Source organism: Streptomyces sp. NPDC107471 (genome assembly GCF_055582845.1).
The window spans coordinates 1-24,533 of the sequence record NZ_JBVJPC010000013.1 but is presented as its reverse complement, the minus strand read 5'-3'; the positions used below and the strand labels follow the sequence as shown (position 1 = coordinate 24,533).

The window sequence follows — 24,533 nt, the reverse complement described above, 5'->3', positions numbered from 1 at the left end:
GGGCTTGCAGGGCGCGGGCGTAGCGCGCTGCGAGCTCGGCGGAGGCCGTGCGGAGTCGGTACCGGGTCGCTGCCCTCGCTAGGCGCGCGGGTGGAACTGCGGGCCGTACGTGCTGCGGGTCCCGGGGATCTCGGTCTCCATGAGCCGTACCGCGGGCTGCTCCAGGGAGCGCATGGCGTGGATGGCCGCGCCCAGGGCGCGGGGCCCGCCGTCGGACCAGGCCGCGTCGAGGGAGGTCAGCAGGGTGGTGTACGTGTTGTCGAACCGGTCCAGGAGCTGCCGCACCGGTGTCGACGGCCGGGGCCACCCGCCGACCGGGACCCGAGCCATGGGGCGGGCGTCCGGGAACGGAACGGGTGCCCCGGTGAACGTCCAGCCCTCGGCGGTCTGACGCAGTTGCCGGCCGTGGTAGATCTCGGCGAAGGCGTAGTAGTGGGCCGGGTGGTCGTCCGAGAAGGAGTCGGCCGGGGAGCTGCTCGTGCCCTCGCCCTGTTCCCGGATGATGTCGATCGAGCGCTCCACGTCGAGGAGGGTCTCGACGGGACGCAGCTCGTCGGTGCCGATGCGCGCGCTCAATTGCCCATGGCCCGACAACTCCGGGCTCACGGACCGGAAACCGTCCAGCATCGCGCCGTAGAACGAGCCGACCGTGTGCGTGGCCGTGTCGCTGAGGGCGAGCGGCTCCTCCGGGGCCTCGATGGTCATCATCATGTGCACCAGGGACTTGGTCAGACCCGACAGGTACACGGTCACCTCGGACCGTACGCCGCCGGGCAGCGGGCCGGGGTAGGCGGGCGCGGCCGCCTTGATCCGGGGCCGCCCGCCCACGGCCACGAGCAGGTTGCACACCACGCCCAGGTGGTACATCTCGTCGTCGATGATGCGCCGGATCAGTCGGGCGGCGTGGGAGCCGCGGTCCCCGATCGACCACCAGCCGCACAGGTAGGGCGGGATGGTGGACAGTTCCAGCTCCACGGCGACCTGGAGCGCCGATCGCAGCCACTCGATGCCGCGGCCGGCCTCGGGCACGGCCAGCAGGCGCGCCACGGAACCAGGCGGCACCGGTTCGGACGGGCCGCCGCGGGTGCCCGCGGCGGCCGACGCGGGCGCGGCTGCCGCGATGGCCGGCGCACCGGCCGCCACCGCGGTGGTGGCCAGGAAACTCCTGCGCCTGAACGCACCCTCGGCTTCTGGCCTTTCCACGTCTTCCCTCACACCATCACCTTCGCCTCGCGGTCGCGGTCCCGGCCATGCCGAAGGCATGCGGGGTCCTCGGATCAGCTCGCGAAGCTAGCAGTCATCACCGCAGATGAGAGGCTTGACGGGCGGGTACGGGGCCATCGCCACCCTGTCAGGCCAACCCGGCAGGAGGCCGCGAGGTCCCGCCCCGCTCACTGCGTCGCCCAGCCGGGGAGCGACGCGGGAAGCCCGAACGACGGGAACAGCGCGGCGTCGAGGAAGACCACGATCCGTGCGATCAGACCGTCCCGGACCTCCAGCACGTGGATGCCGTGCGGGACGAACGAGCCGTCCCCCGCCGGGCTGTAGGTCGCCACCGCCGGGCAGCCGTTGGCGGAGGTCGCGAGGGAGCGGTGCGGTCGGGTGAAGGCCCGGCGGTTCAGGTGGTCCACGACGGCCGCGCGGCCGAGGAACCAGGTCGGGATCGGCGGCATCTCGTACTCGACGTCCGAGCGCAGCAGCTCCGCCAGAGCGGCGGTGTCCGAAGTCTCGAAGGCCCGCAGGTACTGCCGCACGACCTTCTCGTCGAGTGCCGCGTCGGCCGTGGAGCGCGACGCGGTCTCCTCCTCGTCCGGCACGTCCTGGGCCAGCGTCTCGCGGGCGCGTTGCAGAAGACTGCGGGCGGCGGTGACGGTGATCCCGAGGAAGTCGGCGGCCTCCGCGGGACGGAAGGCGACCACGTCGACCAGGATCAGGACGGCCCGCTGCCGGGCGGGCAGCCGTTGGAAGGCGGCGATGAGTGCGAGCCGGGTGCTGTCGCGGAGCGCCGCGATGCCCGCGGGGTCGTCCCGCGGGTCGCCGAGCCGGTGGGTGGGGATCGGCCCGAGCCACGGCAGCGCGTCCGCCCGCGACAGGTCGGCGGTCTCGGGGCTGTCCGTCGCGGCGCCCAGGCCGGAGGGCAGGACGCGCCGGTGGTTGCTGCGCAGGGCGGTCAGACAGGCGTTGGTCGCGATCCGGTACAGCCAGGTGCGCAGCGACGACCGTTCGTCGAAGTTGTCGTACCCGCGCCAGGCGCGGAGCAGCGTCTCCTGGACGAGGTCCTCGGCGTCCTGGAACGACCCGAGCATGCGGTAGCAGTGCGCGAGCAGCTCCTGTTGATACGGGTCGGCGAGGCGGGTGAACTCCTCGCCCGTGCGGTGGCTCTCAACGGACACCGAGTTCCTCCTGGGAGGCGGGAGCGGCCGGGTGCTGCGCGGTGCGCCGGGCGCCGGGTGTGCGGCCCGGGGTGAGGATGCCCGCGGCGGCCCCGGCGAACGCGAGCACCGCGGACGTGATGATGGCCGCCGAGAAGCCGTCCGCGAACTGCTCCGGCGACCGGTCGCTGCCGTGGGCCGCGAAGACCGCGGCGAGGACGGCGATGCCCAGGGCGCCGCCGAGTTGGCGGACCGTGCTGAAGGTGCCGCCGGCCTTGCCCATCGCCTGCGGCGGCACCGACGTCATCACCGCGCTCTGCTGGGCGGGGATGGCCATCGACGTCCCGAGGCCGGAGATGATCAGTGCGGCGACCGAGGAGGAGTAGGAGTCGTGCTGGTGGGCGTTGACGCCCAGCCACACCAGTCCCGCGCCCTGGAGGAACAGTCCCGACGAGATCAGCCAGCGCGGGCCGATACGGTCCAGCAGCCGGCCGGCGAGGGGCGCGACGAAGAACAGCGGCACCGTCCACGGCAGGAACCTGACCCCGGCGCCCAGCGGCGAGTGGCCGAGCGAGATCTGCAGGTACTGGGCCAGGAAGAACACCGTGCTGAACAGGGACGCCGTCAGCAGGAGGGTCGAGAGGTTGCCGGCGGCGAAGGCGGGGACGCGGAACAGGCGCATCGGCAGCATCGGCTCGGCGGCCCGCCGTTCCCAGCCGACGAACACCGCGAGCAGGACGAGACCGCCGATCAGCGTGCCGAGTACCTCCCCACCGGCCCAGCCCGCCGGGCCCGAGCGGACCAGCGCCCACACCAGGGCGAACATCGAGGCCGCGACCAGAACAATGCCCACATAGTCGACGGGGACGGGCTTCCCCTTCGCCTCGGTGAGCTTGGCCGCCGCGAACGGGATGACCAACGCGATGACCGGCACGTTGATCCAGAAGATCCACTGCCAGGCCAGGCCCTGGGTGACGGCACCGCCGACGAGCGGACCGCCGACGACGGCGAGACCCATCACGGCAGCGTAGACGCCCATGACCGAGCCGCGCTTGTGCGGCGGCGCGGCCGCGGTCAGCAGCGCCAGCGCCGCCGGCGAGATCATGGCCCCGCCGGCGCCCTGGAGGACGCGGGCGGCGATCAAAAGTCCGATGTTCGGCGCCAGGGCGCAGGCGGCCGAGGCGAGCGCGAAGACGACCAGGCCGAGGATGTAGGTCCGTTTGCGGCCGATCCGGTCGCCGAGTTCGGCGCCGGGGATCATGAGCGCGGCGAAGCTCAGACTGAAGGCGTTGACGGTCCACTCCAGGCTCGTCATCGAGGCGCCCAGGTCGTGGTGGATCGTCTGCAGCGCGGTGGCGACCACGAGTTGGTCGAGTGCCACCACGAGTGCGGCTACCGCGGTCAGCACCAGTACCCACGGCAGTGACGCCGGTGCCTTGGGGGGCGGGGCGACGGTCATGTTCGGTCCTTCCGATCAGGTCTTGGTGATACAGACCTGCCGGAGGTCGCGGTTTCACCGGTACGGGACGGTGTACCGAGAACGCGACGACGTCACCACGGCTGAATGCGTCCGGGACGGCCACGGTTCGCACGGTCGCGGGACCACCACCCCGCCCGTTGCTTCAGACGGTTCAGGCGGTCGCCCGGCGGTCCGTCGTGCCGTACCCGGCGGTTGCGCGCAGATGTTCCACGAGCGCTCCGGCGCCCCGCACCGCGAGGGCTACGGAAGTCAGCGTCGGGTTGCAGGCGGTGGCGGTCGGGATGACGTTGTTGCCCGCGACCCACAAGCCGCTGACGTTCCAGACCCGGCTGTGGCTGTCGCAGACGCTGGTGCCGTCGTCGGTGGGACCCATGCGTGTGGTGCCCTGGTAGTGCAGCGAACTGCCCGCGGGCAGCAGCACCGGCTTCTCGTCCAGTGGGATGCCCACGGCGTTGGCTGCCTCGGCGACCGCCTTCTTGGCCTCCTCGATGGTGGCGAGATCGCGCCCGGTGTAGCGGTAGTGCATGCGGAGGGCGGGCATCCCGTACGCGTCGGCCGTGTCATCGTCGAACGCCACGCGGTCCTCCGCGCTGATGTCCTTCGCGCAGAACCAGCCCAGGCCGACGATCGTGCCCGGTGCCGGGTCGACGTCGTCAGCGAGCGGCACGGGTGACGCGTCGAGCTGCATCACCTGGCCGTGGAAGGGGTGCACATCGGTGTACGGCACCCAACTCACGCCGCTCTGCAGCACGATGGCGCCGTCCTCGTCGCGGGTGCGGCCGGTGACGGCGCGGTGCGCGGTGACGAGGTCGTCGGGCAGCCGGGCGGCGTGGACGATCTGCGGCTGGTCGTTCAGGTAGCGGCCGAGGGCCGGTGGGCGGACGCCGGAGGCGTGCAGCAGTTGCGGGGTACGCAGGGCGTCCGCCGCTACGACGACAGCCCGCGCGGCAATCACCCGTTCCTGCCCGGTGACCAGGTCCCGCACCGCGACACCGTTCGCCGTGCCGTCGTCCACGACGACGCGCAGACACAGGCAGCGGTCGGCGATCTCCACGCGCGGATCGTCCGCCGCCGGGCCGAGCACGACGTCGGTGCCGCTCCAGGTGTGGGCACCGTCGGGGCGTCGGGTGACGGCGAGGGGCATCGGGGCGACCCGCCGGTGCTCCGGCCGTCCGGAGTCGAACAAGGAGGAGAGCCGGGCGCGGACCTCGTCGGCGAAGGGCGCCCCTTCGAAGGCGCGCGTGTCGACCCGCAGCAGTTGTTCGGCCCGGGTGAGGTGGGCGTCCATCTCGGCGGCCGGGACGAAGGTGATGCGCTCGCCGTCACCGGGCCGGGGACAGGCACCCGTCCAATGGGCGCCCATGCCGCCGATGTTGGTGGACAGGGCGGCCGCGGGCAGGTCGGGTGAGCCCAGGAGCCGGGTGCCGGGCCGGCCTGCCGGGCCCGGGCCTTCGGAGGAGTGCTGCGCTCGGGCGCGTTCGTCGGGGTCGGCGATGTTCTTTACGTGACGGCCGGGCCGTTCGGTCAGGCGCGGGCCGGCGTCCAGGAGCAGAACGCGGGCGGTGGGGTGGTGGTCGTACACCTCGCGTACGTAGGCACTGCCGGTGGGACCGCTGCCGACGACGACGAGGTCGTAGGCGTCGGCGGTGGGGAGGGACATGGAGGGCTCCGGGAATGAGGGTCGGGCCACGAGGAGAGGACGGGTTCAGCCACGAAGGGGGGCGGAGTGAGCGACGACGCCGAGGATGGGGTCGAGCCACGGCAGGGAAGACGAGGTCAAGGCACGGCGGCAGGACAGGCTCAGGCCACGACGAGGGGGCGCAGGGTCTGGTGGGCAATGGCCAGGCCCCGGCAGACCTTCTCCGGCGTGCCGCCCCACAGCGGGTCCTCGTGCTCGACGGACAGAGTGCCGGTGAAGCCGGCGTCGTAGAGGCGGTCGACGACACGGGTCCAGTCGACCTGTCCGCGGCCCGGGACGCGGTAGCGCCACCAGCCGGTGGCCCAGGGATCGCCCTTCTTGTCGGTGGTGCCGAAGAATCCGTAGCGGTTGCGGGCCACCGGGTCCAGCTCGATGTCCTTGGCCTGGGCATGCACGATCCGGTCCGCGTACGGCAGGACAGTGGCCAGCGGGTCGATGCCGAGCCACATCAGGTGCGAGGGGTCCCAGTTGAGGTGGAGGCCGAGGGAGAACATCCACTCCCACAACTCGGGGGAGTAGGCGATGTTGCCGGGGTGGCCGTCGGGGTGCCAGCCCTCCATCACGCAGTTCTCGATGATCAGCTTGACCCCGCGTTCACCCGCGTGATCGACGAGTTCGGGCAGGATCCGTTCCGCCTCGCGCTGGTTCTCATGCACGCTCAGGGACGGGTCGCGACCGATGAACGTGCCGACACTGGGCACGCCGAGGGCTTGGGCGGCCTCGACGGCGTGCTTGAGGTGAGTGCGGATCTCGGCGCGACGGGCGGGGTCGGGGTGCAGGTTGTTCTCGTAGTAGGCCAGAGCTGAGATCTCCAGCCCGTTGTCGTCCAGCAGCCGCTGAACGCGCTCGCGTTCCCTCCCGTCGAATCGGGCGACCTCGATGTGCGACGCTTCGAAGTCGCGTCCTCCGGTGCCCGGCCAGACGGCCACCTCCAGGCGTTCGTAACCGGTCCGCGCGGCCCAGTGGGCAACCCGCTCCAGCGGCCAGGTGGGCAGACAGGCGGTGAGCATGCCGAGTTTCATACGGGGATCTCCGTCCAAGCGGCGTCATCGGCGGCGGAGTCGAGCACGGCCTGCGTCAGGCGGGCGGCGCGCAACCCGGCGTCGAAGGTCGGCAGGCCGTCGACGCTCTCGCCGCGCACGGCGGCGTACGTGTCGGCGACGAAGTCGGCGAAGCACTCGTGATAGCCCTGCGGATGGCCGGGCGGCAGCGCGTCCGGGCGTCCTCCGGCGCGGGCGGGATCGCGGCTGAGCACGCGGTCGGTGTCCCGGCCGCCGACCCAGAGATGTTCGGGTTTCTCCTGGTCGAAGGCGTAACTGGCGTCCGGCCCGTCGAAGGAGAACCACAGCCGGTTCTTGCGCCCGGCGCTGGCCTGGCTGATCACCAGGGAACCCAGTGCGCCGGCGTCGGTGCGGAAGGAGACCACTCCGCCGTCCTCGGTGCCGACCGCCCGGCCGGCGCGGACCGGGTGGGCGCGGCCGAGCGTGGCCTGGACGGCCGTGATGCGCTGCCCGGTGACGAACTCCGTGAGGTCGCACCAGTGGATGCCGATGTCACCGAAGGCCCGACTGTCGCCACCGCTGCCGGTGTCCACCCGCCAGTTGTCGGCCGCCGGATCGGCCAGCCAGTCCTGGAGGTAGGAGCCGTGCAGCAGCCACGGCCCCCGCTCCTCGGCCGCGATCAGCGCGCGGGCCAGCCGAACCGAGGCGTAGAAGCGGTAGACGAAGGGGACGGTGGCGACCCGGCCCGTGCGCGCGGCGAGCTCCACGAGGTCGGCCGCCTCCTTGACCGAGACCGCCAGCGGTTTCTCGCAGACCACGTGCTTCCCGGCCTCCAGCGCCCGCCGGGCCATGTCGTGGTGCAGGTGGTTCGGTGTGCAGACGTGGACGATGTCCACGTCCGAGGCCAGCACGTCCTCGTAGGAGGCCGGTTCGGCGCCGGGGACGGTGGCAGCGCGTTCGCGGGCGCGGGCGGGCGAGCTCCCGGAGACGAACTGGACCCGGCCGCCGGCCGCCGTGACGGCGCGGGCGTGGACGGACCCCATGAAGCCCGTACCTACGATCGCGGCCCGTACCTGCTGCGTCATGGCAGCCTCCGCCTCATCTTGGGGTGGGTGTGGGTGTGCACACGGAGCACTATTGCACGTGACGTGCAAAAGTAGTCAAGGGTGTGTTCCGTCACGGCAGAAGTGCGGGATGATGTCGTCATGACGCGCCGAACCCCCACCGCAGTCGATCAGTACGAGGCTCTCGCCACCGTTCTGGGCCTCGTGCGCCGCAACCGGGCACGGACCCGTCCCGAACTCGGGGCCGCCGCCCTGCTGGGACGCACCGTGATCTCCCAGCGGGTCGAGGAGGCCATCGCGCTGGGACTGCTGGAGGACGCCGACACCGGTCCGTCGAGCGGCGGCCGGGCGCCCCGTCGGTTGCGCTTCCGCTCCGAGGAGGGCCTGGTGCTCTCGGCGGTGCTCGGCGCCGCTGCGCTCGACGCGGCCGTCACGGACCTCGACGCCGGGGTGCTGGACCACCGGCATCTGGAGTGGCCCGTCGCGCGCGGCCCCGAGGAGACCCTGGAGTTCCTCGGCGGCCAGTTCGAGGCGCTGCTGAAGGACCGCGATCCGGCGCGACTGTGGGCCGTGGTGATCGGTGTACCCGGTCCCGTGGAGTTCGCAACGGGGCGGCCCTCGCAGCCGCCGATCATGCCCGGCTGGGACGGCTTCGACATCCGGGGACGGCTCCAGGAGCGGCACGGCGTACCGGTCTGGGTCGACAACGACGCCAACCTGCTCGCCCTCGGCGAGGCCCGGGCCACCGGGCTGGCCGACGACCAGCACATGATCTTCGTGAAGGCCGGCACCGGCATCGGCGCAGGCCTGGTCAGCGGGGGTGCGGTCCACCGTGGCAGCAAGGGCGCGGCTGGTGACATCGGGCACGCGCGCGTGCTGGAGGACAACTCCGTGATGTGCCGGTGCGGTCGGACCGGGTGCCTTGAGGCGCTCGCGGGCGGCTGGGCGCTGGCCCGGGACGCGGTCACCGCCGTCCACGAGGGCCGCAGCCGCTTTCTGGCGGACATCCACCGGACGACCGGGGAGATCACGCCCGCCGACATCGGGCAGGGAGTCGTGGCGGGGGACCCGTGGTGCCTGACCGCGGTGGCGCGCGCCGGTGAGCGCATCGGCAGCCTGATGGCCGCCCTGGTCAACTTCTACAATCCCGACGTGCTGGTCTTCGGTGGTGGCGCGGTCACCGGCGCGGACACCTTCCTGCGCGTCGTCGACCACACCGTACGCAGTCGCGCCCTGCCGCTGGCCTCGGCGGACCTGGCCGTGCGGGCCTCCGTCGCCGGTGACACCGCAGGAGTGGCGGGCGGCGCGCACCTCGCCGTCGACGCCCTCCTGTCGGCGGACGCGCTGGCCGCGTGGGCGCCGGGCGGAAGGCCCTCATCGGTTGATCCGGCGCGGCTGGTGGGCGGGATCTGACGGCCTCCGGGTGACAGGCACAGGTCTCGGGGGCGGCTCCGACGCGGATCCCCCGTACGGGGTCGGCGTGCGCCGACGTACGGGGCCGGCCCGGGCCGGAGGTGTCTCGGGACCAGCGGATCAGGGTGTTCATGTGCTCATGTCGGACACAGGTATGACGTGGACCATTGACTTATGTCTACGGCATGCATAAGTTCCGACGGCAGCGAGCGGACTCACGACGAGGCCCGCCGCAGTCACCGGCAGCCGCCCGTCCGTCCCCATGCCTTGTGCCCGAGCACGTGGCGGCCAGCCCCATTCTCCCGAAGGGACTCGACGATGAGTGCCGTTCCCTCACCCGCCACCGGCGTGGCCGCCCGGTCCTCTGCCGAGCCGCGGCCCCTGGGTCGCCCAGCCCAGTTCGGCTACGGACTCGGCGACCTGGCGTCCAACCTGACCTGGACCACCCTCACGGCCTTCCTGCTGTACTTCTACACGGACGTCGCCGCCCTGGCCGCCGCCACCGCCGGCACCGTCCTGCTGGTCGGCCGGATCGCGGACGCCGTGATCGACCCCCTGGTCGGCCTGGCCGTCGACCGCACCCGCAGCCGTTTCGGCCGCGCCCGCCCCTACCTGATCTTTGCCGCACCTCTCCTCGGCCTCGCCTTCGCCCTGGCGTTCACCTCGCCCGGCACCGGCACCAATGGGGTGATCTGGGCCGTGGTCACCTTCGTCGCCGTCGGCGTGTGCCACTCGCTCGTCAACGTCCCCTACGGCGCGATGCTCCCCATGCTCACCGACGACGCCGACACCCGCCTCAAGATGAGCGGCTACCGGTTCGTCGGCGCCTCCCTGGGCCTGATCGTCGTATCCCTCGCCGTCATGCCGCTCGTCGGAGCCATCGGCGGCGCCGACCGCGCCCGAGGCTTCATGGGCATGGCCGTCGTCCTCGGCACAGTCGGCACGCTGCTCTACTGGGTCGTCGCCCTGCTGTGCCGGGAATGCCCCGCCCCGCCGGCCCCCCGCGAGACCACTTCCATGAGCGCCCTCGCCTCCCTGTCTCGCAACCGCCACTGGCTCGGCGTGAGCGCCGCGTCCCTCGCCGCCTTCGTCCGGTTGGGCATCATCACCGCCGGAGCCGTCTACTACGCCCGTGACGTCCTCGACGACACCTGGGCCACGAGCTACATCCTGCTCGCCTTCTCCGTCTCCGCGCTGGCCGGTTCCCTCGTCACCCCCTGGGTCCTGCGCCGCACCGGCAAGCGCCGTGGCATCAACCTCGGCCTCGTCGCCACAGCCGTCCTCTACGTCGTCCTCTTCTTCCTGGACGGACAGCCGGCGGTCTTCATCGCGGTCTTCCTCCTCGCCAACTTGCTCGGCGGATTCGGCTTCGTCGCCGCGCCGGCGCTCGTCTCGGACACCATCGACCACCACGAGACCCTCACCGGCCGCCGCGACGAGGGCCTGCTGTACGCCGGTTACAGCTTCGCCACCAAGGTCGGCACCGCGCTCGGCGGATCCTTCTTCGCCTGGGCGCTCGCCTGGGGCGGATACCGCGCCGGACATGTCTCCGCCGAGGCCGGCCAGGCCATCGAATGGGCCTTCATCGGGCTTCCCGCCCTGCTCTGCCTGGTGCAGGCCGCCTGCATGAGCCTGTACGCCCTGGAAAAGCGCCCCGCATGACGAAGGCACCCGGTCGCCGACCAGCCTTTCCACCCAGCACCAACCAGCCACGAAGGACGACCATGCTCGAACGCCCGATCATCCAGCAGCGAGGCTTCGCCAACAGGACCGACGGCACCGGTGTCACGGGCTTCCAGCTCCAGTTGCGCAACCCCAACTACCGCGGCGTCGCGGGCAGTCTCGTCGACGGAGCCGACATCGTCGTCGACGGCCGGACCTTCCCCCGAGAGGCACAGCACTGGACACTTCAGGGCCGCACCTTCACTCTCGGCGAACTGCGCGCCTCGACGGACGTACGGTGGCAGCTCGACGAGACCGCCACGCTGTACGTCCCCCATCCCGGCGGCCTGAGCGCGGGCGTCCACCACGTCGAGGTCGCCGTCCACCTCCGCCGGCCCTACATCCCCGCGATCGCCGGACCGTCGGTGTTCCGCTCCATCGCCACCACCACGATCGTGCCCGCCGACACCGACGGCCACAGACTGCGTTACGGCATCTCGCTCTACAGCTACTCCGGCGACCTCTACACCTCCATGAGCCTGGAGGACGCCATGGCCGACATCGCCGACCTCGGTGCGAAGGGCATCGAGATCCTCGGCGAGGGCAACGTCCCCGGCTACCCGCACCCCGACCCGGCCTGGATCGACACCTGGCACCGGCTCCTGGACCGGTACGGGCTCACCCCGACGAACTACGGCTCCTGGGTCGACACCGCCATGTGGCGGACGCGGGACCTCACCGTCGAGGAGGCCCGCGCCCAGCTCGAACGCGACCTGCGCATGGCCCAGTTGCTCGGCTTCACCTCGATCCGCCCGAAGTTCGGCGTCGTCACCCCCGAACTCGACCCGCACCCTGTCTGGCAGCCCGCCGTCGAAGGGGTCCTCGACCTCGCGGCCGACCTCGGCATCGTCATCTGCCCGGAGATCCACAGCCCCACCCCGATCAAGCACCCCGTGACCCAGGCGTACCTCGACTTCATCGCCCGGACCGGCAGCGAGCACTTCAAGCTGCTCATCGACACAGGCATCTTCCAGACGGAGCCGGTCGACGACGGTCACGAGGGCTTCGAGGGCAAGAAGCGGCCCGTCTTCCTGGAACCCCTCGCCGTCCCCATGAGCGACCTGGCCGACGTACTGCCGCACGTGCACTTCATCCAGGCGAAGTTCTTCGAGATCGACGACCACCTCACGGACCTGCACATCCCCTGGCCGGAGATCCTCGCCACCCTGCGCGCGGCCGGGTGGCGGGGCTGGCTGTCCAGTGAGTACGAGGGCCGCCGCGAGCCCTACCGCGGCCGCGACCAGGTGCGCCGTCAGCACGCCCTGCTGCGGACCCTGGCAGGGAACAACTCGGCCCTGCGCCCATAGCGCCCGGTGGGTCAGTCGGCGGCACCCAGGCCTCGTGGCTCCCATGGTCCAGCGGCGACGCCCCAAGCGAGCCGAGGACTCGAAGCCCTTGCCGGGATACGCCGCCCGCACCCGCCCGCACGTGGACAACCGGCTCACCCGTCCAGCAGCAACGCCGGATCGACCCGGTCCCACGCGGCAGGCACGTCGAGTTCCCAGCCGCCGCCGTACGCCGTGGTGAAGTCCGGCTCGCCGAGAATCGCCTGCGTGCGGGTGCGGAGTGCTCGGATGTGCGGGTCGGTGGGGTCGTGGGCGCCACGCAGGCGGGCGGCGGCGCCGAGCAGGGCGGCGACGTCGTGGGGGCGCGCGTACAGCTCCGCCAAGCCGGCCACGGTCACCGCCACGGTGGCCACGAGAGGCAGGTCGCGGCTGCGGCGCGCGGCTGCGTACGCCCTGTGCAGTGCGTGTGCGGCTGCCTGTCCGTCGGCGTTCCGCATGCAGAACTCACCCCGCACGGTGGCGATCAGGGCCTGGCCGTGCTCGCCGCCGTGCGGATCAGGCTCGCCCAGTCGGGCCTCGGCCGCGTCGATGAGCCGGCCGGCGCGGTCCAGGTCACCGGTCTGCATGTGCAGGCGGGACTCGCGGGCGTCGAGCAGGACGGCCATCTCGGGTGAGGTCGATCGCAGTGCGCGTCGGCGGGTGGCGGTGAGGAGGTCGGTGGCCTCAGCCGTCCGCTCAAGACGGATCAGGAGGTCGAACTGGCGCAGGGCGAGGAAGATCTCGTCGCCGAGGCTGAGGGCCCCGAACTGCTCCGCCAGCCGTTTCGCCTCCCGCAAGTCGTCGAGGGCTGCGATCAGTTCGCCGTCGTACTGGCGCAGGAGGGAGCGCAGCGGCAGCGCCATGGCTGCGGCCCAGAGATCGCCGGCCCGGGTGAAGCAGTGCAGGGCCGCCGTGACGTCCTCGCGTGCCCGGTCGAGGTCGCCGCTGTTCTCGCAGGCATGGGCGCGTGAGATGTGGGTGTAGCCGGCGAGCCAGGTGTCCGGTCCGTCGATGAGGCTTTGCAGGAGCGCCTCGTTCTCCCCGGTCCTGTTCAGCAGGGCGAGTCCGACGGCGGTCAGGGCGCCGGCGAAATCCGGGGGTGAGCGGCGGCCGAGCAGCCGGTCGGTGAGGGCACGCAGTTCTGCGTCGCCTTCGTGGACGAGGTCCTGGAACAGGGCGCCCTGGCCGGCGTGCGCGTGGAGTCGGAGCATCGCTCGGGCGATGTCGTGCCGGACGTCGGAGCGCTCGGCGGGTAGGGAAACGGCCTGCTCAAGCCAGTAGGTGGCGTCCTCGTGACGGCTCTGCATCTGCCAGTACCAGGTCAGGTCGAGTGCCAGCGCGACGGCCCTGTCGGCCGGCCCGTTGTCGCAGAGGTGGCGCAGGGCGGCGATGACGTTGTCGTGCTCGGAGCGCAGGGTACGGAGGGCTTCGATCTGTCGGGGGCCCCGGGTCAGCGGGTCGTAGTGGGCGACCAGATCGGCCAAGTATCGGGCGGCCAGGTCCTGTACGTCAGTCGGAGCCCGGTGCTCGGCCAGACGTTCCAGCCCGTACTGGCGGATCGTCTCCAGCATGCGGTATCGGCCGCCGGCGGGCGCGAGTTGGAGCAGGGACCGGTCGACCAGGGCGGCGAGAAGGTCGGGGACGGCGCGGACCGGGACCGCGGTTCCGGTGCAGACGGCCGCGGCCGATGCGGGCGTGACACCGCCGGGCAGTACGGCGATGCGCTCCGCGACGGTTCGTGCGTCCTCGTCGAGGAGGTCCCAGCTCCAGGCGATGACGGCGCTCAGGGTGCGGTGGCGGGCCGAGGCGGTGCGGTTGCCGGTGATGAGGAGTCGGAACCGGTCGGTGAGCCCTCTCGCCAGGTCGGTCAGGGAGAGGGTGCGCAGACGGGCCGCCGCCAGTTCCAGTGCGAGCGGCAGACCGTCCAGGTCGCGCACGATGCGCAGCACGTCGGCGAGATTGTCTTCGTCGACCTCGAAGCCGGGGCGCACTGCCGCCGCGCGCTCCGTGAACAGGCATACCGAGGCCGTATTGCGGACCGCTTCCACGTCCGCGTCGGGGCCGGGCACAGGCAGCGGGCCGAGCGGTACCAGCGCCTCCCCGTCGACGGCGAGTGGCTCGCGGCTGGTGGCCAGCACGCGCAGACCGGCACAGCGCCGCAGCAGCGCCGAGGTGAGGTGTGCCGCGGTGTCGATGACGTGCTCGCAGTTGTCCAGCACGAGCAGGATGTCGAGGCCGCGGAGGTGATCGGCCAGTGCGTCGACGTCGTCCGAGAACTGGTCGTGCGGGGGTCCGGCGTCGAGGAAGCGATCGTGCGGCGTTCCGGCGTTGAGGAAGCGATCGCGTGGCGTTCCGGAGTCCAGGAAGCGATCGCGTGGCGCTCCGGTGTCCGAGAACGCGGGGCCGCGCAGGCCGACCGCCGCCAGGACCGCGGCGCCGACCTTGCCGGGTTCGGTGAGCGAGGCGAGATCGACCAGCCAGGCACCGTCGGGATAGGCGTGCTGCCGGTGTCTGACGCTCTCGACGGCCAGGCGGGTCTTGCCGGCTCCGCCGGGACCGAGCACCGTGACCAGGCGGCCGGATGTGAACAGGGCGTCGATCCGGGCGAGTTCGTCAGTCCGTCCGATGAAGTCGGTCAGAGCGGCGGGCAGATTGCTCGACTGTGCAGGGGCCTTGGTGCGCGCGGCGAAGGCGGTCGGTTCCGGCTCCTGTTCGGCGCGCAGCAGACGCAGGTGCCGTGCACGCAGTGCGGCACCGGGATCGGTGCCGAAGGACTCGGCCAGGTGTCGGCGAAAGTGTTCGTAGCGGGTCAGCGCCTCGCCCTGACGTCCCTGGACGGCCAGGGCATCCATGAGCAACGCGAAGCCCCGCTCGTGCAGGGGCTGTTCGGACAGCAGACTGTTCAGCCGGTCGGCGGCCGGAACGGCGTCGCCGAGGGCGAGTTCGACCTCGGCGAGGTCGGCGACCGCCTCAAGTGAGGCCTGGGCCAGACGGGTTGCCGCGGCTGGCTCGACCGCGGTCACCACGGCAGGTGGTGCGCCCAGAGGCCCGACCCACAGGGCCATCGCTTCCCGGAGCAGGGCTGCCGCACCACGCGGATCCCGTGCCCGCAGACGCTCCCGTCCAGCCGCCGTGAGGCGCTCGAAGCACAGCGCGTCCACGTCCGGTGCGTCCACCGCCAGCCGGTAGCCGCCCGCGGCCTGTACGACCGTCGACGCGGAGCCGAACGTCCTGCGCAGCCGCGACACGAGCGCCTGCAAGGCGTGAGCCGGGTCCGCGGGAACGTCCTCGGGCCAGATCGCGTCGATCAGCGTCCGCTGCCCGACCGGCGCACCTCCGGCCAGTGCCAGCCGCACCACCAGATGCTGGAGCCTGGCCCCCGGCACGGCCACCGCGGTCCCGCCCCGCGACACCTGGAACGTGCCGAGCACCGCGATGCGCAGCCGCGCCTCCCCGTCCATCCGCTCATCCTCGCGTGAGCGCACAGGCGCAGCCAAATCCGCCCACGCCCGGCAACACTCCGGTTCGGAGGAGAGGGGACGGCCACTCGATCACCCCCCTCGGGCAACTCACACGACGTGTCTTCCCGAGGAGTCCTCGTGTCAGCGCGGTGTGCGCCTCCTGTGAGCGCACGGCGCCAGCCTCTTCGTAGCGCGGCGGACACGACGCTCCCCGCGACAATCCGAAATGGAGGCGGTTCCCGATGACTGGGATCACCAACAGCACGACCATCGCCGGTGCGGGCACGGCGGACGACGGCTGGGCCCGGACGTGGGGTGCCTCGCCCCACGCACCGATCGAAGCGTTCGGCCCCCCTCCCTCGTTCGCCGACACGACCCTGCGCCAGGTGGTCCGCATCAGCGGAGGCGGGCGGCAGGTACGCCTGCGCGTCACCAACGAGTACGGCACCGCGCCACTGGTCGTCGGGGCTGCCCGGATCGCCTTGGCGGCACCGGACGGCGGGATCAGGCCCGGCAGCGAACGGATCCTCACCTTCGACGGCAGGCCGGCTGTGACCGTCCCGACCGGAGCGCCGATGCTCAGCGACCCCGTCGAACTGTCCACGCCGGCCCTGTCGGAGCTGTCCGTCAGCCTGTACCTGCCGGAGGCGGTCAAGAGCCCCACCTGCCACGCCATGGGCGTACAGACCGCGTGGACCATGCCGGGCAACCAGGTCGACGCGCTGGCTCTGCCCGCCACGGCCGAGTCGCTGCCTCTGCAGGCCCTTGTCTCCGGGATGGACGTCCGGGCGGACGTTCCCCAGACCACGCTCGTGGTCATCGGCGACTCCAACACCGACTGCTCGGGGACCACGCCCGACACCAACCGGCGCTGGACCGACCGCCTCGCCGAGCGCCTCGCGGAGCGCGGCAGGCCCGCGATCTGCGTTTCCAACCAGGGCATCAGCGGCAATCGGCTGCTGAACGAAGGGCTCGGCGAGGCAGCTCTGGCCCGCTTCGACCGCGACGTACTGGCCACGCCCGGTCTGGCCCACGTCGTCGTGGCCATCGGCCTGGGCGACATCGGCGTCTCGTACGCGCCTCGGGACGGCAGCGGCCCCTCGCCGGACTTCCTTGCCATGTTCCCCGGCGCCCCGGTGACCGCCGACGACCTGATCGCGGGCTATCGCCAGGTCATCGCCCGTGCCCGCGTCCGCGGGGTGCGCGTGTACGCGGCCACCCTCACGCCGTACGAGGGCGACGACATCTTCACCCCGGAAGGCGAGCGGGTGCGCCGCGCGGTCAACGAGTGGATCCGTGCGAGCGGCGCCTTCGACGCGGTCCTGGACTTCGACGCCGTCTGGAGCGACCCCGCCCACCCGAGCCGCATCAGGGAGGACTTCCACGCTGGCGACCACCTGCACGGCAACGACGCCGGCTGCCGGGCACTGGGCGACTCCGTCGACCTGACGCTGTTCCGGTGAGCCCCGCCTGTCCACGCCCCGTCACGACCACGAGCGGAACGACTGATGCATGACGTACTGATAGCGGGCGCAGGCCCCGTCGGCCTCCTGCTGGCCTGCGAACTCGGACTCGCCGGCTGCGATGTCCTGGTCCTGGAGCAGGAAGAGGGCAGCACCCCGTGGAAGACGATGCCCCTCGGCATGCGCGGCCTGTCCGCGAGCTCGGTCGAGGTCTTCCACCGGCGCGGGATGCTGCGGGAGCTCCTCATCACCTCCGGCGTCGAGGAGTACGGCACCGTGGACGAAGACCTGGACACGGCACCGGCACCGCGCAGCGTGGCGCACTTCGCCGGCATGATGCTCGACGCGGCCGACATCGACACGGACGCCCTGCCCTACCGACTCCCCGGTCCCGTGCTCGAAGGCGTGATGACCAGCCTCGAAGCGGTCGAAACCGTACTGGCGCGGCAAGCGGCCAAGGTAGGTGTGCGCATCCGCCGCGGCGCCAGGGTGTCGGAGCTGCGCCAGGGCACCGACAGCGTCACCGTGCGGGCCGGCGACCACGAACACGAGGGACGCTGGCTCGTCGGCTGCGACGGCGGACGCAGCACGGTCCGAGGCCTGGCGGGTTTCGAATTCACCGGCACCGAACCGCAGTTCACCGGCTACACCATGCTCGCGACCGTCGCCGACCCCGAGAAACTCCAGCCCGGCTTCAACCTCACCCCTACCGGCATGTACCTGCGGATGCCCACCCCCGGACACATCGGCGTTGTCGATTTCGACGGCGGATCCTACGACCGCGCCCAGCCGCCGACCGTCCAGCACCTCCAGAGCGTGCTGCGCCACGTCTTCGGCACCGACGTCACCCTCGACGAGGTCCTGCTCGCGTCGACCTTCACCGACCGTGCGAAGCAGACCACCTCCTACCAGCGAGGCCGCGTCCTGCTCGCCGGCGACGCCGCCCACATCCACTCACCCCTGGGCGCACAGGGACTCAACACCGGCATCGGCGACGCCATGAACCTGGGCTGGAAGCTCGCCGCGACCGTGCGCGGTCACGCCCCCGACGGCCTCCTCGGCACGTACACGAGAGAACGCCATCCGGTCGGAGCACAGATCCTGGACTGGACCCGTGCCCAGAGCGCGGTTATGAAGCCGGGCCCGCACTCCCAGGCCCTCCAGGCGCTCCTGGCCGACCTGCTGAACACCCCCGACGGAACCACGTACGTCTACAACCGGACGTCGGGCTCCTCCCAGCGCTACGACCTGGGCAGCGCACACCCCCTCGTCGGCCGCAACGTCCCCGACTTCCACTTCACGGACGGAACACACCTCAGCGACCACATGCGCGAGGGCCACGGCATCGTCGTCGACTTCACCCCCGGGCGGACGCTGGCCGGTGCCGTCGCCGACAGCGGCAACCCGATTCGGTACCTCGCCGGATCAGCCAGGAACGAGGTGGGCTGCGGGGCGCTGCTCGTCCGTCCGGACGGAGTCGTCGCCTGGGCTGACGGAGTCGACCCTGACCTGGACGAGTTCGTGCGCGCCGCGGTCCGGTGGTTCGGCGGCGCCTGACCATTTACTGCATTGGCATGGCGGCGGCGGGGGAGGGCGGAGGCGGCCCGTCGTGCGCTCTGGTTCATGCCCAGGTGGTCACTTTCGGCGGTCACCTGTCACGCCCCGGTTCCTCCGGGGCAGACGCCTCTCAGAAGCGTTCCTAGGCGACCGGGACGCGGACATGTGACACGTCCTGAACGAACGAGAGGACCACGAAGCATGATCAGCACGGAACAGGACCACGAAGCATGATCAGCACGGAACAGGCCGCTCCCTCGGCCGTGGAGCAGTCGGTGCTCGACGACCTGCGCCTGCGTCTGCGCGGCTACCGCCGGGTCGACGTCCCGACCGGGTGGGGATGGGAACGCGGTGTCGACGGCGACTACCTCGCGGACCTCATCTCCTACTGGGCCCGCTCCTACGACTGGCGCGAGCACGAAGCCCGGCTCCGCGCCCTGCCCTGGGTCCTGGCCGGCCCGGTCGAGGCACCCGTACGGGCAGTCCACCTGCGAGCGGCGCGCGCAGACGCGATGGCGGTGGTGCTCCTGCACGGGTGGCCCGACTCCGTCCTGCGCTTCGAGAAGGTCTGGCCCCTGCTGTCCGACTTCCATGTGGTCGTCCCGGCCCTGCCCGGTTTCCCGTTCGCCGCGCCGGTCGCCCGCCGCGGCATGTCGTCCCGGGACATGGCCGAGGCGATCGCCACCGCCATGACCGAACTCGGCTACGAGCGCTACGTCGTGTCCGCCGGCGACGTGGGCTGCGACGTCGCCGAGGCACTGGCCGCCGCTCACCCCGACCGCGTCGCCGCCCTGCACCTGACGGACGTCTCGCAGTACCGCTTTCTGGTGGACCCGCCGAAGGACCTGTCCGAAGCGGAGCGGGCGTACGTCCGGCACGGTCACAACTGGCAGGCCACGGAGGGCGGTTACATGCATGAACAGGCCACCAAGCCGCACACCTTGGCGGTGGCGCTCGGTGACTCGCCCGCGGGCCTGGCCGCCTGGCTCCTGGAGAAGCTGCGGACGTGGACCGACTGCGGCGGCGATGTGGAAAGGGTGTTCACCCGGGACGAGTTGCTCACGTGGATCACGGCGTACTGGGTCAGCGGCGCGATCGGCACCTCCTTCACCCCCTACGCCGAGAGCGCGTCGAAGCCGACCGAACGCATCGACATCCCCACGGCGTTCACGATCTTTCCGAAGGACCTCGTCAACGCGCCCCGCGAGTTCGCGGCCCGCTTCTTCGACGTCCGCTCCTGGAGGGAGGAGGCGGCAGGCGGCCACTTCGCGGCGTGGGAGTGCCCGTCGGAGTACGTGGCCGGCGTGCGTGCGGCGGTTGGTCTGGTGGGGCGGGGGGATGTGGCTCCGTGATGTTGGTTTGGGCGGCAGTGCCTTGAGTACGGTCAGCGAATGCGGCCTCGTTACATGGTCGCCCGGGTCACTGGAGGTGGCCGCAGACGCGGCCCGACCTGCCGCGTTCTGATCCGCAGCGGTCCCCGGGGCTCCGACGCCTGCCGACCCCCTACGCTCCGCCCTTGCGTCGGCGAGGTGCTGCCGAGCGGGGCGGCGTCGAGCGCATGTGCTCGCGCACCGGTGCCAGCAGGCCGGCGAGAGCCTTGACGTTGTCGTCCGAAAGCGGCGCGAACAAGAGGGAGTTGACCACCTCTACGTGCCCCGGCAGTACCTTCGCGAGCAGCTCACGTCCGGCCTCGGTGAGGGTGACGGTGACGCTCCGCTCGTCATCCGGCGAGGGTGCGCGGACGACCAGGCCCTCTTTCTCGAGCAGGCCTACCTGGTAGGTCAGGCCGCTGCGGCTGTAGACGACGCCGTCGGCCAGGTCGGTCATGCGATGGCTGCCCGTCGGCGAGTCTCCGAGGCGGGCCAGGAGCTGGAACTGCACATAGCTGAGATCACCCGCCTCGCGCAGTTGCTGCTCGACCGCATGCCGCAGCAGGTTGGACACCTCGACGAGATCGAAGTAGGCGCCGAGCTGCACGGGGTCGAGCGACGGCGGCGAATCAGACATGGCCGGAGTCTACTGCTTCGAATTCGAAGGGCGCGGCTTGCCGTGTCTCCCGCGGAGCCAGGTCGTGACGGCGGATGGGCTGGTGGAGGCCACGCCGACGCTCGCCGCATCCCCTCTCCGGCACGCGGGTGCCGCCTGCTGCCTGCTCTCGGGAGGTTCCCGTCCGGCCGCACTTGCTTCGAATTCGAAGCAGGAGTACTGTCCTCAACAGTTGCTTCGAATTCGAAGCAACTTGGATCGCGGTGAAGGTGAGAACCCCCATGAAGGCAGTGCGTTTCCACGAGTACGGCGACCCGGACGTCCTGCGCTACGAGGACGTGGAACAGCCGGTCCCCGGGACCGGTGAGGTTCGTGTCCGCGTCGCGGCGACGTCTTTCAACTCCGTCGACGGCAACATCCGCGGCGGCTTCATGCGCGGCCCCATACCGGTGGAGCTGCCGCACACGCCAGGCATTGACGTCGCCGGTACGGTCGACGCCCTGGGCGAGGGCGTGGAAGGCGTCGCGGTCGGCGACGACGTCATCGGCTTCCTGCCGATGGACGGCAACGGCGCCGCAGCACAGTACGTCCTCGCACCGGCGGAGGTACTGACCCCGGCGCCCAAGAGCGTCCCGCTCGCCGACGCCGCCGCGCTGCCGACCGTAGGCCTCACCGCATGGCAGGCCCTGTTCGACCACGCCGAGCTGACGGCCGGGCAACGCGTGTTGATCAACGGTGCCGGGGGAGCGGTCGGCGCCTACGCCGTGCAGCTCGCCAAGGGTGCCGAGGCCCATGTGATCGCCACGGCTAGCCCGCGCAGCCGCGAGGCGGTCGTATCGGCCGGCGCGGATGAGGTCATCGACCACACCGCCACCGGGGTGACCGCGGCGGTGACCGAGCCGGTCGATGTCGTGCTCAACCTCGCACCGGTCGACCCGGCCGAACTTGCCTCGCTCGTCGAGCTGGTCCGTCCCGGCGGTGTCGTCGTGAACACGACGGTGTGGATGCCCGCACCCACCGACGAGGAGCGCGGCGTGCGCGGCATCGACCTCTACGTCCGCAGCGACGCCGATCAGTTGTCGCGCTTGGTGGCGCTGATCGACAGCGGCCAGTTGCGCGTCGACGTCGCCGAACGAGTGCCGCTGGCCGAACTGTCGACGCTGCACGCCCGGGCGGCCGAAGGCGGAGTGCACGGCAAGGTCATTGTGGTCCCGCCCGCCGTCGTCTGAGCCGATCCCCCACTGACGGAGACGGCCATGGCGCCCAGCTTGGATCTCGAAATCGCCGAGGCGCTGGCTCCGATTGCGCATGGCGACGGCCACACGACCAGCAGTGGGACATTGTGGCGCGATGTGTCGTCTACGGCTCCGACGTCGCCCGCCGCGCCACCGCTGACCGCACTCAGATCCTCAGGTCGATCCGAACGCAGGGGGCGCCGAGTAGACGTCCATGCGGCGTGCGGAGCTGGCCGAAGTGGACATGCGTGCAGGCGGCCGCCGCAATGGCCAACTCCGGCCCCGGCGGCCATCGTGCGGTCCCTCATCCTCTCGTCTCGTCGGGAAGGACGCAGGAAGCACTTCATCCGGACATTCTGAGTGCACCGGTGATAGCCCGCCGCAGTACCGACCACGGCTCCGAACTCGGCATGCAACGCTGGGGCTTGGCGCGCGTCCTGCACCAATTTCACAGTCTGCTGATCCGGCTGGGAGATCCGGGACGACATCCACGAAGCCCTCCCCACCCTCGGATGCGCCCTGATCTGCGATCTGCGGGCCACGCTTCATCGCGCCCCGTCGTACGGTCATCGAGGCCGCTGTCAGACGGCCTGTTGTCGTGCTGGCGTAGGCATCAACGAGGACGGCGTGGGTACATGCGGAGCTCTGGTAAGTGCTTCGGAACTGCCGAATGCACCTCTGACTGACACGACGGGGAGACTGCAAATGCCTGCGCTCATCAGCCTCGCCAACAACCGGCCCGATGGCCCCTCGTGGTCTCCTTACCTGGCTATCGGTCTGTTCAACGCGGGCGCGATCTTCGTCGGCATCATGTACGTCAAGCGTCGTCGCTGAGTCAGGAGAGCGGACATGCATGTCGTCGTCGGCATCCTTATCGCACTTTTTGGGCTGATCACCGCATTCATGGGCCCACGTATGGCGACCACTCTCGGCGGGCAGTCCCATGCCCGCTTCGGAGCGTCCAACACGCTTGCCTTCCGCCTGATCGGGACGGTCCTGGCTGTTCTCGGGCTGCTTTACGCAACAGGAGTCGTGGGCTGAGGGCGTCGTCCACGACCTAGAGATCCTCAACGGCTCAGATTGGCCGTCGAGGAACGGGCTCGCCGTGAGCGGGTCCGTCCGAAGCCGCTGATCTGATCGAAGCCGGCGCCAGTGACCGGGAGGTGGCCCGACGATTCAGGGAGACCAGGATGTCGGCGAACCGCTGGCGGCGGGCGTTGGATTCGGGCGGTCGACAGGCCCTGGCCTCCAAGGGTCCCGGTGGAGCCCGTTGCAAGCTGGAGGCGAGACAACTCAGCGTTCTGGAGCAGGTGTTGGACGCCTGGCTCTGCTTCGAGGACGAAGCAGGCCTGGGCCTGAGGCCGCCCAAAGGCCGTCAGCCGCACCATGCATGATCCGATCGCCGCCAAATGCTGGCTGAGCGTCTATCAGTTGCCGCCGTAACACAGCCTCGACCAGCTCACCGTGTCGGTGAAGACGCGACTGGAACGAAGGCAGTACCTCCCCCGTCTCAACGAAGGTCATATCGCCAAGGCCAGGCTCGACGTCCAACCGCCCTGATCTCAGCCATTGAAGATCTCCTAGAACAGCAGCAACAGCACTTTGCTCACCCAGAGAACTGCCGGAATGCCGAAGGCAACACCCCAGCAACCGGTGACCATGAACGCGACCAGGGCGATTCCTAGCCAGGCCATACGGGTCGGTGCGAGCACACGTGAAGGGTCCTCGGGGTCGTATCGAATCTCGTCCCGCCGTCCTCGCAGTGCAGGGTGCGCCGTGACCTCCTGGCCGTCGAGCGTGCGGAAGTGGGCGATGTGACTGCTGCCTTCGTTGGCGTGGTCGAATTCAAATCTCGCCCGCACGGTAATGCCTCGCCGCCATAGCACCCACCGCGTGTCCAGCTCGGCCATGCCCACCCACATGCGCAGCAACACGACGCTCAGCGGCAACAACAGCCAGGCGAAGAACCCCAAAGGGCGGTCCACCGGAAGCCCCACGGCCAAGGGAAGCCCCAGGCTCACGTACCAGAGAGCACGCCGCCACCTCGGACTGCCATGCCGCAGACAAGCACGCAGGCCAGCGAGCGCGCGCAAGGGCCACACCCGCACCGACTGCCGCTGCACTGGCAGTCGGACATCCGACGAGCCCATGTCACCGATGAGCGCTTCAATCTCGGCACCGAGCGCGGCGACCACCACTTCGTTGCGATGCCGAACCCGTATCGCCCTGTCGACAGCATCCTCGGAGAGGACCACCTCCAGCGACTTCCCCGCGACCTCGACTCGGCGGATCTGCGCCCCCGGAACGGTGATGGTCCTTCGTTCCTGCCTCCAGTGCAGCACGCCTCGGTGCACCCACATCCGGGTACGGCCGTGTGCAAGGACAACTCCTGCTGCAGAACCACTGATTGCTTCCCCCACGGCAGCAGAGCCTAGACGCCCCAGAAGGCAGATGTGCCTGCCGAGGCAGGGCTGAACTCCGCATCTGCGTAACCCCGGCCATCAAAGATCTGCGGTACTCCAGCCGTAGATCGTGAACTTGCTGGTCGTCTCGGTGTTGGTAGGGACGTGGCCGCCGTTGATCATCGTGAGTTGTGTGGACTGATGAAGAGACGGTGGCCGAGGTGGCGGCATGGCTCTCGCCTGTCGGCTGGATGTGTTCTAGGTCGTGTCCGCAAAGTGCCCGTGTCGTTGGTCTGTTCGTGGTGCGTCGTCATGAGCTGACTGATGAGTCGTGGGCGGTGATCGAGCCGTTG

Annotated in this window: 18 protein-coding genes and 1 pseudogene; 10 read left to right on the top strand and 9 right to left on the bottom strand. The window is 70.7% G+C overall.

The window, feature by feature from the left end:
* Positions 1-78 precede the first annotated feature (78 nt).
* From ACZ66S_RS34290 to ACZ66S_RS34265, 6 genes are all read right to left on the bottom strand, one after another.
* A complete protein-coding gene (locus ACZ66S_RS34290) occupies positions 79-1,203 on the bottom strand; it encodes a ferritin-like domain-containing protein (RefSeq protein ID WP_469905455.1) in 1,125 nt (374 codons plus the stop codon).
* 188 nt (positions 1,204-1,391) lie between these two features.
* The gene (locus tag ACZ66S_RS34285; protein WP_469905454.1) at positions 1,392-2,393 is read right to left on the bottom strand and encodes an RNA polymerase subunit sigma-70; all 1,002 of its coding nucleotides are present in this window, start codon (positions 2,391-2,393) and stop codon (positions 1,392-1,394) included.
* Positions 2,383-3,831, bottom strand: coding sequence for an MFS transporter (locus ACZ66S_RS34280; protein ID WP_469905453.1), 1,449 nt, complete (start codon positions 3,829-3,831; stop codon positions 2,383-2,385). The genes ACZ66S_RS34285 and ACZ66S_RS34280 overlap by 11 nt, the downstream gene beginning before the upstream one ends.
* A 172-nt stretch (positions 3,832-4,003) precedes the next feature.
* A complete protein-coding gene (locus ACZ66S_RS34275) occupies positions 4,004-5,512 on the bottom strand; it encodes a GMC oxidoreductase (protein ID WP_469905452.1) in 1,509 nt (502 codons plus the stop codon).
* Positions 5,513-5,652: 140 nt separating this feature from the next.
* Entirely contained in the window at positions 5,653-6,573 is a 921-nt protein-coding gene (locus ACZ66S_RS34270) for a sugar phosphate isomerase/epimerase family protein (RefSeq protein ID WP_469905451.1), read from the bottom strand.
* Positions 6,570-7,637, bottom strand: a complete 1,068-nt coding sequence (locus ACZ66S_RS34265) for a Gfo/Idh/MocA family protein (protein WP_469905450.1) — start codon at positions 7,635-7,637, stop codon at positions 6,570-6,572. Before ACZ66S_RS34265 ends, ACZ66S_RS34270 begins: the two co-directional genes overlap by 4 nt.
* 120 nt (positions 7,638-7,757) lie before the next feature.
* On the opposite strand from ACZ66S_RS34265, the gene ACZ66S_RS34260 reads away from it, so the two are divergent.
* The 3 genes from ACZ66S_RS34260 to ACZ66S_RS34250 all read left to right on the top strand — a co-directional run bounded on the left by ACZ66S_RS34260 (position 7,758) and on the right by ACZ66S_RS34250 (position 12,058).
* Positions 7,758-9,029 carry an ROK family protein gene (locus ACZ66S_RS34260; protein ID WP_469905449.1) on the top strand — a complete coding sequence of 424 codons (1,272 nt, stop codon included), beginning with the start codon at positions 7,758-7,760 and terminating at the stop codon, positions 9,027-9,029.
* Positions 9,030-9,347: 318 nt separating this feature from the next.
* Positions 9,348-10,691: an MFS transporter gene (locus ACZ66S_RS34255; RefSeq protein WP_469905448.1), complete on the top strand. Its 1,344-nt coding sequence runs from the start codon at positions 9,348-9,350 to the stop codon at positions 10,689-10,691.
* A 62-nt stretch (positions 10,692-10,753) separates the two neighbouring features.
* Entirely contained in the window at positions 10,754-12,058 is a 1,305-nt protein-coding gene (locus ACZ66S_RS34250) for a C-glycoside deglycosidase beta subunit domain-containing protein (protein WP_469905447.1), read from the top strand.
* A gap of 134 nt (positions 12,059-12,192) precedes the next feature.
* Here ACZ66S_RS34250 and ACZ66S_RS34245 read toward each other — a convergent pair whose 3' ends face one another.
* A complete protein-coding gene (locus ACZ66S_RS34245) occupies positions 12,193-15,537 on the bottom strand; it encodes a BTAD domain-containing putative transcriptional regulator (protein ID WP_469905446.1) in 3,345 nt (1,114 codons plus the stop codon).
* A gap of 242 nt (positions 15,538-15,779) precedes the next feature.
* On the opposite strand from ACZ66S_RS34245, the gene ACZ66S_RS34240 reads away from it, so the two are divergent.
* The 3 genes from ACZ66S_RS34240 to ACZ66S_RS34230 all read left to right on the top strand — a co-directional run bounded on the left by ACZ66S_RS34240 (position 15,780) and on the right by ACZ66S_RS34230 (position 19,909).
* Positions 15,780-17,000: an SGNH/GDSL hydrolase family protein gene (locus ACZ66S_RS34240; protein ID WP_469905445.1), complete on the top strand. Its 1,221-nt coding sequence runs from the start codon at positions 15,780-15,782 to the stop codon at positions 16,998-17,000.
* A 45-nt stretch (positions 17,001-17,045) separates the two neighbouring features.
* Entirely contained in the window at positions 17,046-18,557 is a 1,512-nt protein-coding gene (locus ACZ66S_RS34235; protein ID WP_469905444.1) for an FAD-dependent monooxygenase, read from the top strand.
* A gap of 230 nt (positions 18,558-18,787) precedes the next feature.
* Positions 18,788-19,909, top strand: coding sequence for an epoxide hydrolase family protein (locus ACZ66S_RS34230; RefSeq protein WP_469905443.1), 1,122 nt, complete (start codon positions 18,788-18,790; stop codon positions 19,907-19,909).
* A gap of 151 nt (positions 19,910-20,060) precedes the next feature.
* Here the strand turns inward: ACZ66S_RS34230 and ACZ66S_RS34225 are convergent, their stop codons facing one another.
* On the bottom strand, positions 20,061-20,564 hold the full coding sequence (locus ACZ66S_RS34225; RefSeq protein ID WP_469905442.1) for a MarR family winged helix-turn-helix transcriptional regulator: 504 nt from the start codon (positions 20,562-20,564) through the stop codon (positions 20,061-20,063).
* A gap of 260 nt (positions 20,565-20,824) precedes the next feature.
* Between ACZ66S_RS34225 and ACZ66S_RS34220 the strand changes: the two genes are divergently transcribed.
* The 4 genes and pseudogenes from ACZ66S_RS34220 (at position 20,825) to ACZ66S_RS34205 (ending at position 23,338) form a co-directional block, all read left to right on the top strand.
* Positions 20,825-21,772, top strand: a complete 948-nt coding sequence (locus ACZ66S_RS34220) for an NADP-dependent oxidoreductase (RefSeq protein ID WP_469905441.1) — start codon at positions 20,825-20,827, stop codon at positions 21,770-21,772.
* Positions 21,773-22,483: 711 nt separating this feature from the next.
* Positions 22,484-22,612, top strand: a complete 129-nt coding sequence (locus ACZ66S_RS34215; protein WP_469905440.1) for a hypothetical protein — start codon at positions 22,484-22,486, stop codon at positions 22,610-22,612.
* 15 nt (positions 22,613-22,627) lie between these two features.
* Positions 22,628-22,819, top strand: a complete 192-nt coding sequence (locus ACZ66S_RS34210) for a hypothetical protein (protein ID WP_469905439.1) — start codon at positions 22,628-22,630, stop codon at positions 22,817-22,819.
* A 39-nt stretch (positions 22,820-22,858) separates the two neighbouring features.
* Positions 22,859-23,338: pseudogene (locus tag ACZ66S_RS34205) on the top strand (hypothetical protein).
* A 20-nt stretch (positions 23,339-23,358) separates the two neighbouring features.
* Here ACZ66S_RS34205 and ACZ66S_RS34200 read toward each other — a convergent pair.
* Positions 23,359-24,120 (bottom strand): hypothetical protein, encoded by a 762-nt coding sequence (locus ACZ66S_RS34200; RefSeq protein ID WP_469905438.1) that lies wholly within the window; start codon positions 24,118-24,120, stop codon positions 23,359-23,361.
* Positions 24,121-24,533 lie beyond the last annotated feature (413 nt).

Bases quoted from the DNA above. Each gene is read 5' to 3' on its own strand.
- ACZ66S_RS34210 (WP_469905439.1), top strand. From the start codon at position 22,628: ATGCATGTCGTCGTCGGCATCCTTATCGCACTTTTTGGGCTGATCACC.
- ACZ66S_RS34235 (WP_469905444.1), top strand. From the start codon at position 17,046: ATGCATGACGTACTGATAGCGGGCGCAGGCCCCGTCGGCCTCCTGCTG.
- ACZ66S_RS34245 (WP_469905446.1), bottom strand. From the start codon at position 15,537: ATGGACGGGGAGGCGCGGCTGCGCATCGCGGTGCTCGGCACGTTCCAG.
- ACZ66S_RS34250 (WP_469905447.1), top strand. From the start codon at position 10,754: ATGCTCGAACGCCCGATCATCCAGCAGCGAGGCTTCGCCAACAGGACC.
- ACZ66S_RS34275 (WP_469905452.1), bottom strand. From the start codon at position 5,512: ATGTCCCTCCCCACCGCCGACGCCTACGACCTCGTCGTCGTCGGCAGC.
- ACZ66S_RS34225 (WP_469905442.1), bottom strand. From the start codon at position 20,564: ATGTCTGATTCGCCGCCGTCGCTCGACCCCGTGCAGCTCGGCGCCTAC.
- ACZ66S_RS34270 (WP_469905451.1), bottom strand. From the start codon at position 6,573: ATGAAACTCGGCATGCTCACCGCCTGTCTGCCCACCTGGCCGCTGGAG.
- ACZ66S_RS34260 (WP_469905449.1), top strand. From the start codon at position 7,758: ATGACGCGCCGAACCCCCACCGCAGTCGATCAGTACGAGGCTCTCGCC.
- ACZ66S_RS34220 (WP_469905441.1), top strand. From the start codon at position 20,825: ATGAAGGCAGTGCGTTTCCACGAGTACGGCGACCCGGACGTCCTGCGC.
- ACZ66S_RS34230 (WP_469905443.1), top strand. From the start codon at position 18,788: ATGATCAGCACGGAACAGGCCGCTCCCTCGGCCGTGGAGCAGTCGGTG.
- ACZ66S_RS34265 (WP_469905450.1), bottom strand. From the start codon at position 7,637: ATGACGCAGCAGGTACGGGCCGCGATCGTAGGTACGGGCTTCATGGGG.
- ACZ66S_RS34255 (WP_469905448.1), top strand. From the start codon at position 9,348: ATGAGTGCCGTTCCCTCACCCGCCACCGGCGTGGCCGCCCGGTCCTCT.
- ACZ66S_RS34240 (WP_469905445.1), top strand. From the start codon at position 15,780: ATGACTGGGATCACCAACAGCACGACCATCGCCGGTGCGGGCACGGCG.
- ACZ66S_RS34215 (WP_469905440.1), top strand. From the start codon at position 22,484: ATGCCTGCGCTCATCAGCCTCGCCAACAACCGGCCCGATGGCCCCTCG.
- ACZ66S_RS34280 (WP_469905453.1), bottom strand. From the start codon at position 3,831: ATGACCGTCGCCCCGCCCCCCAAGGCACCGGCGTCACTGCCGTGGGTA.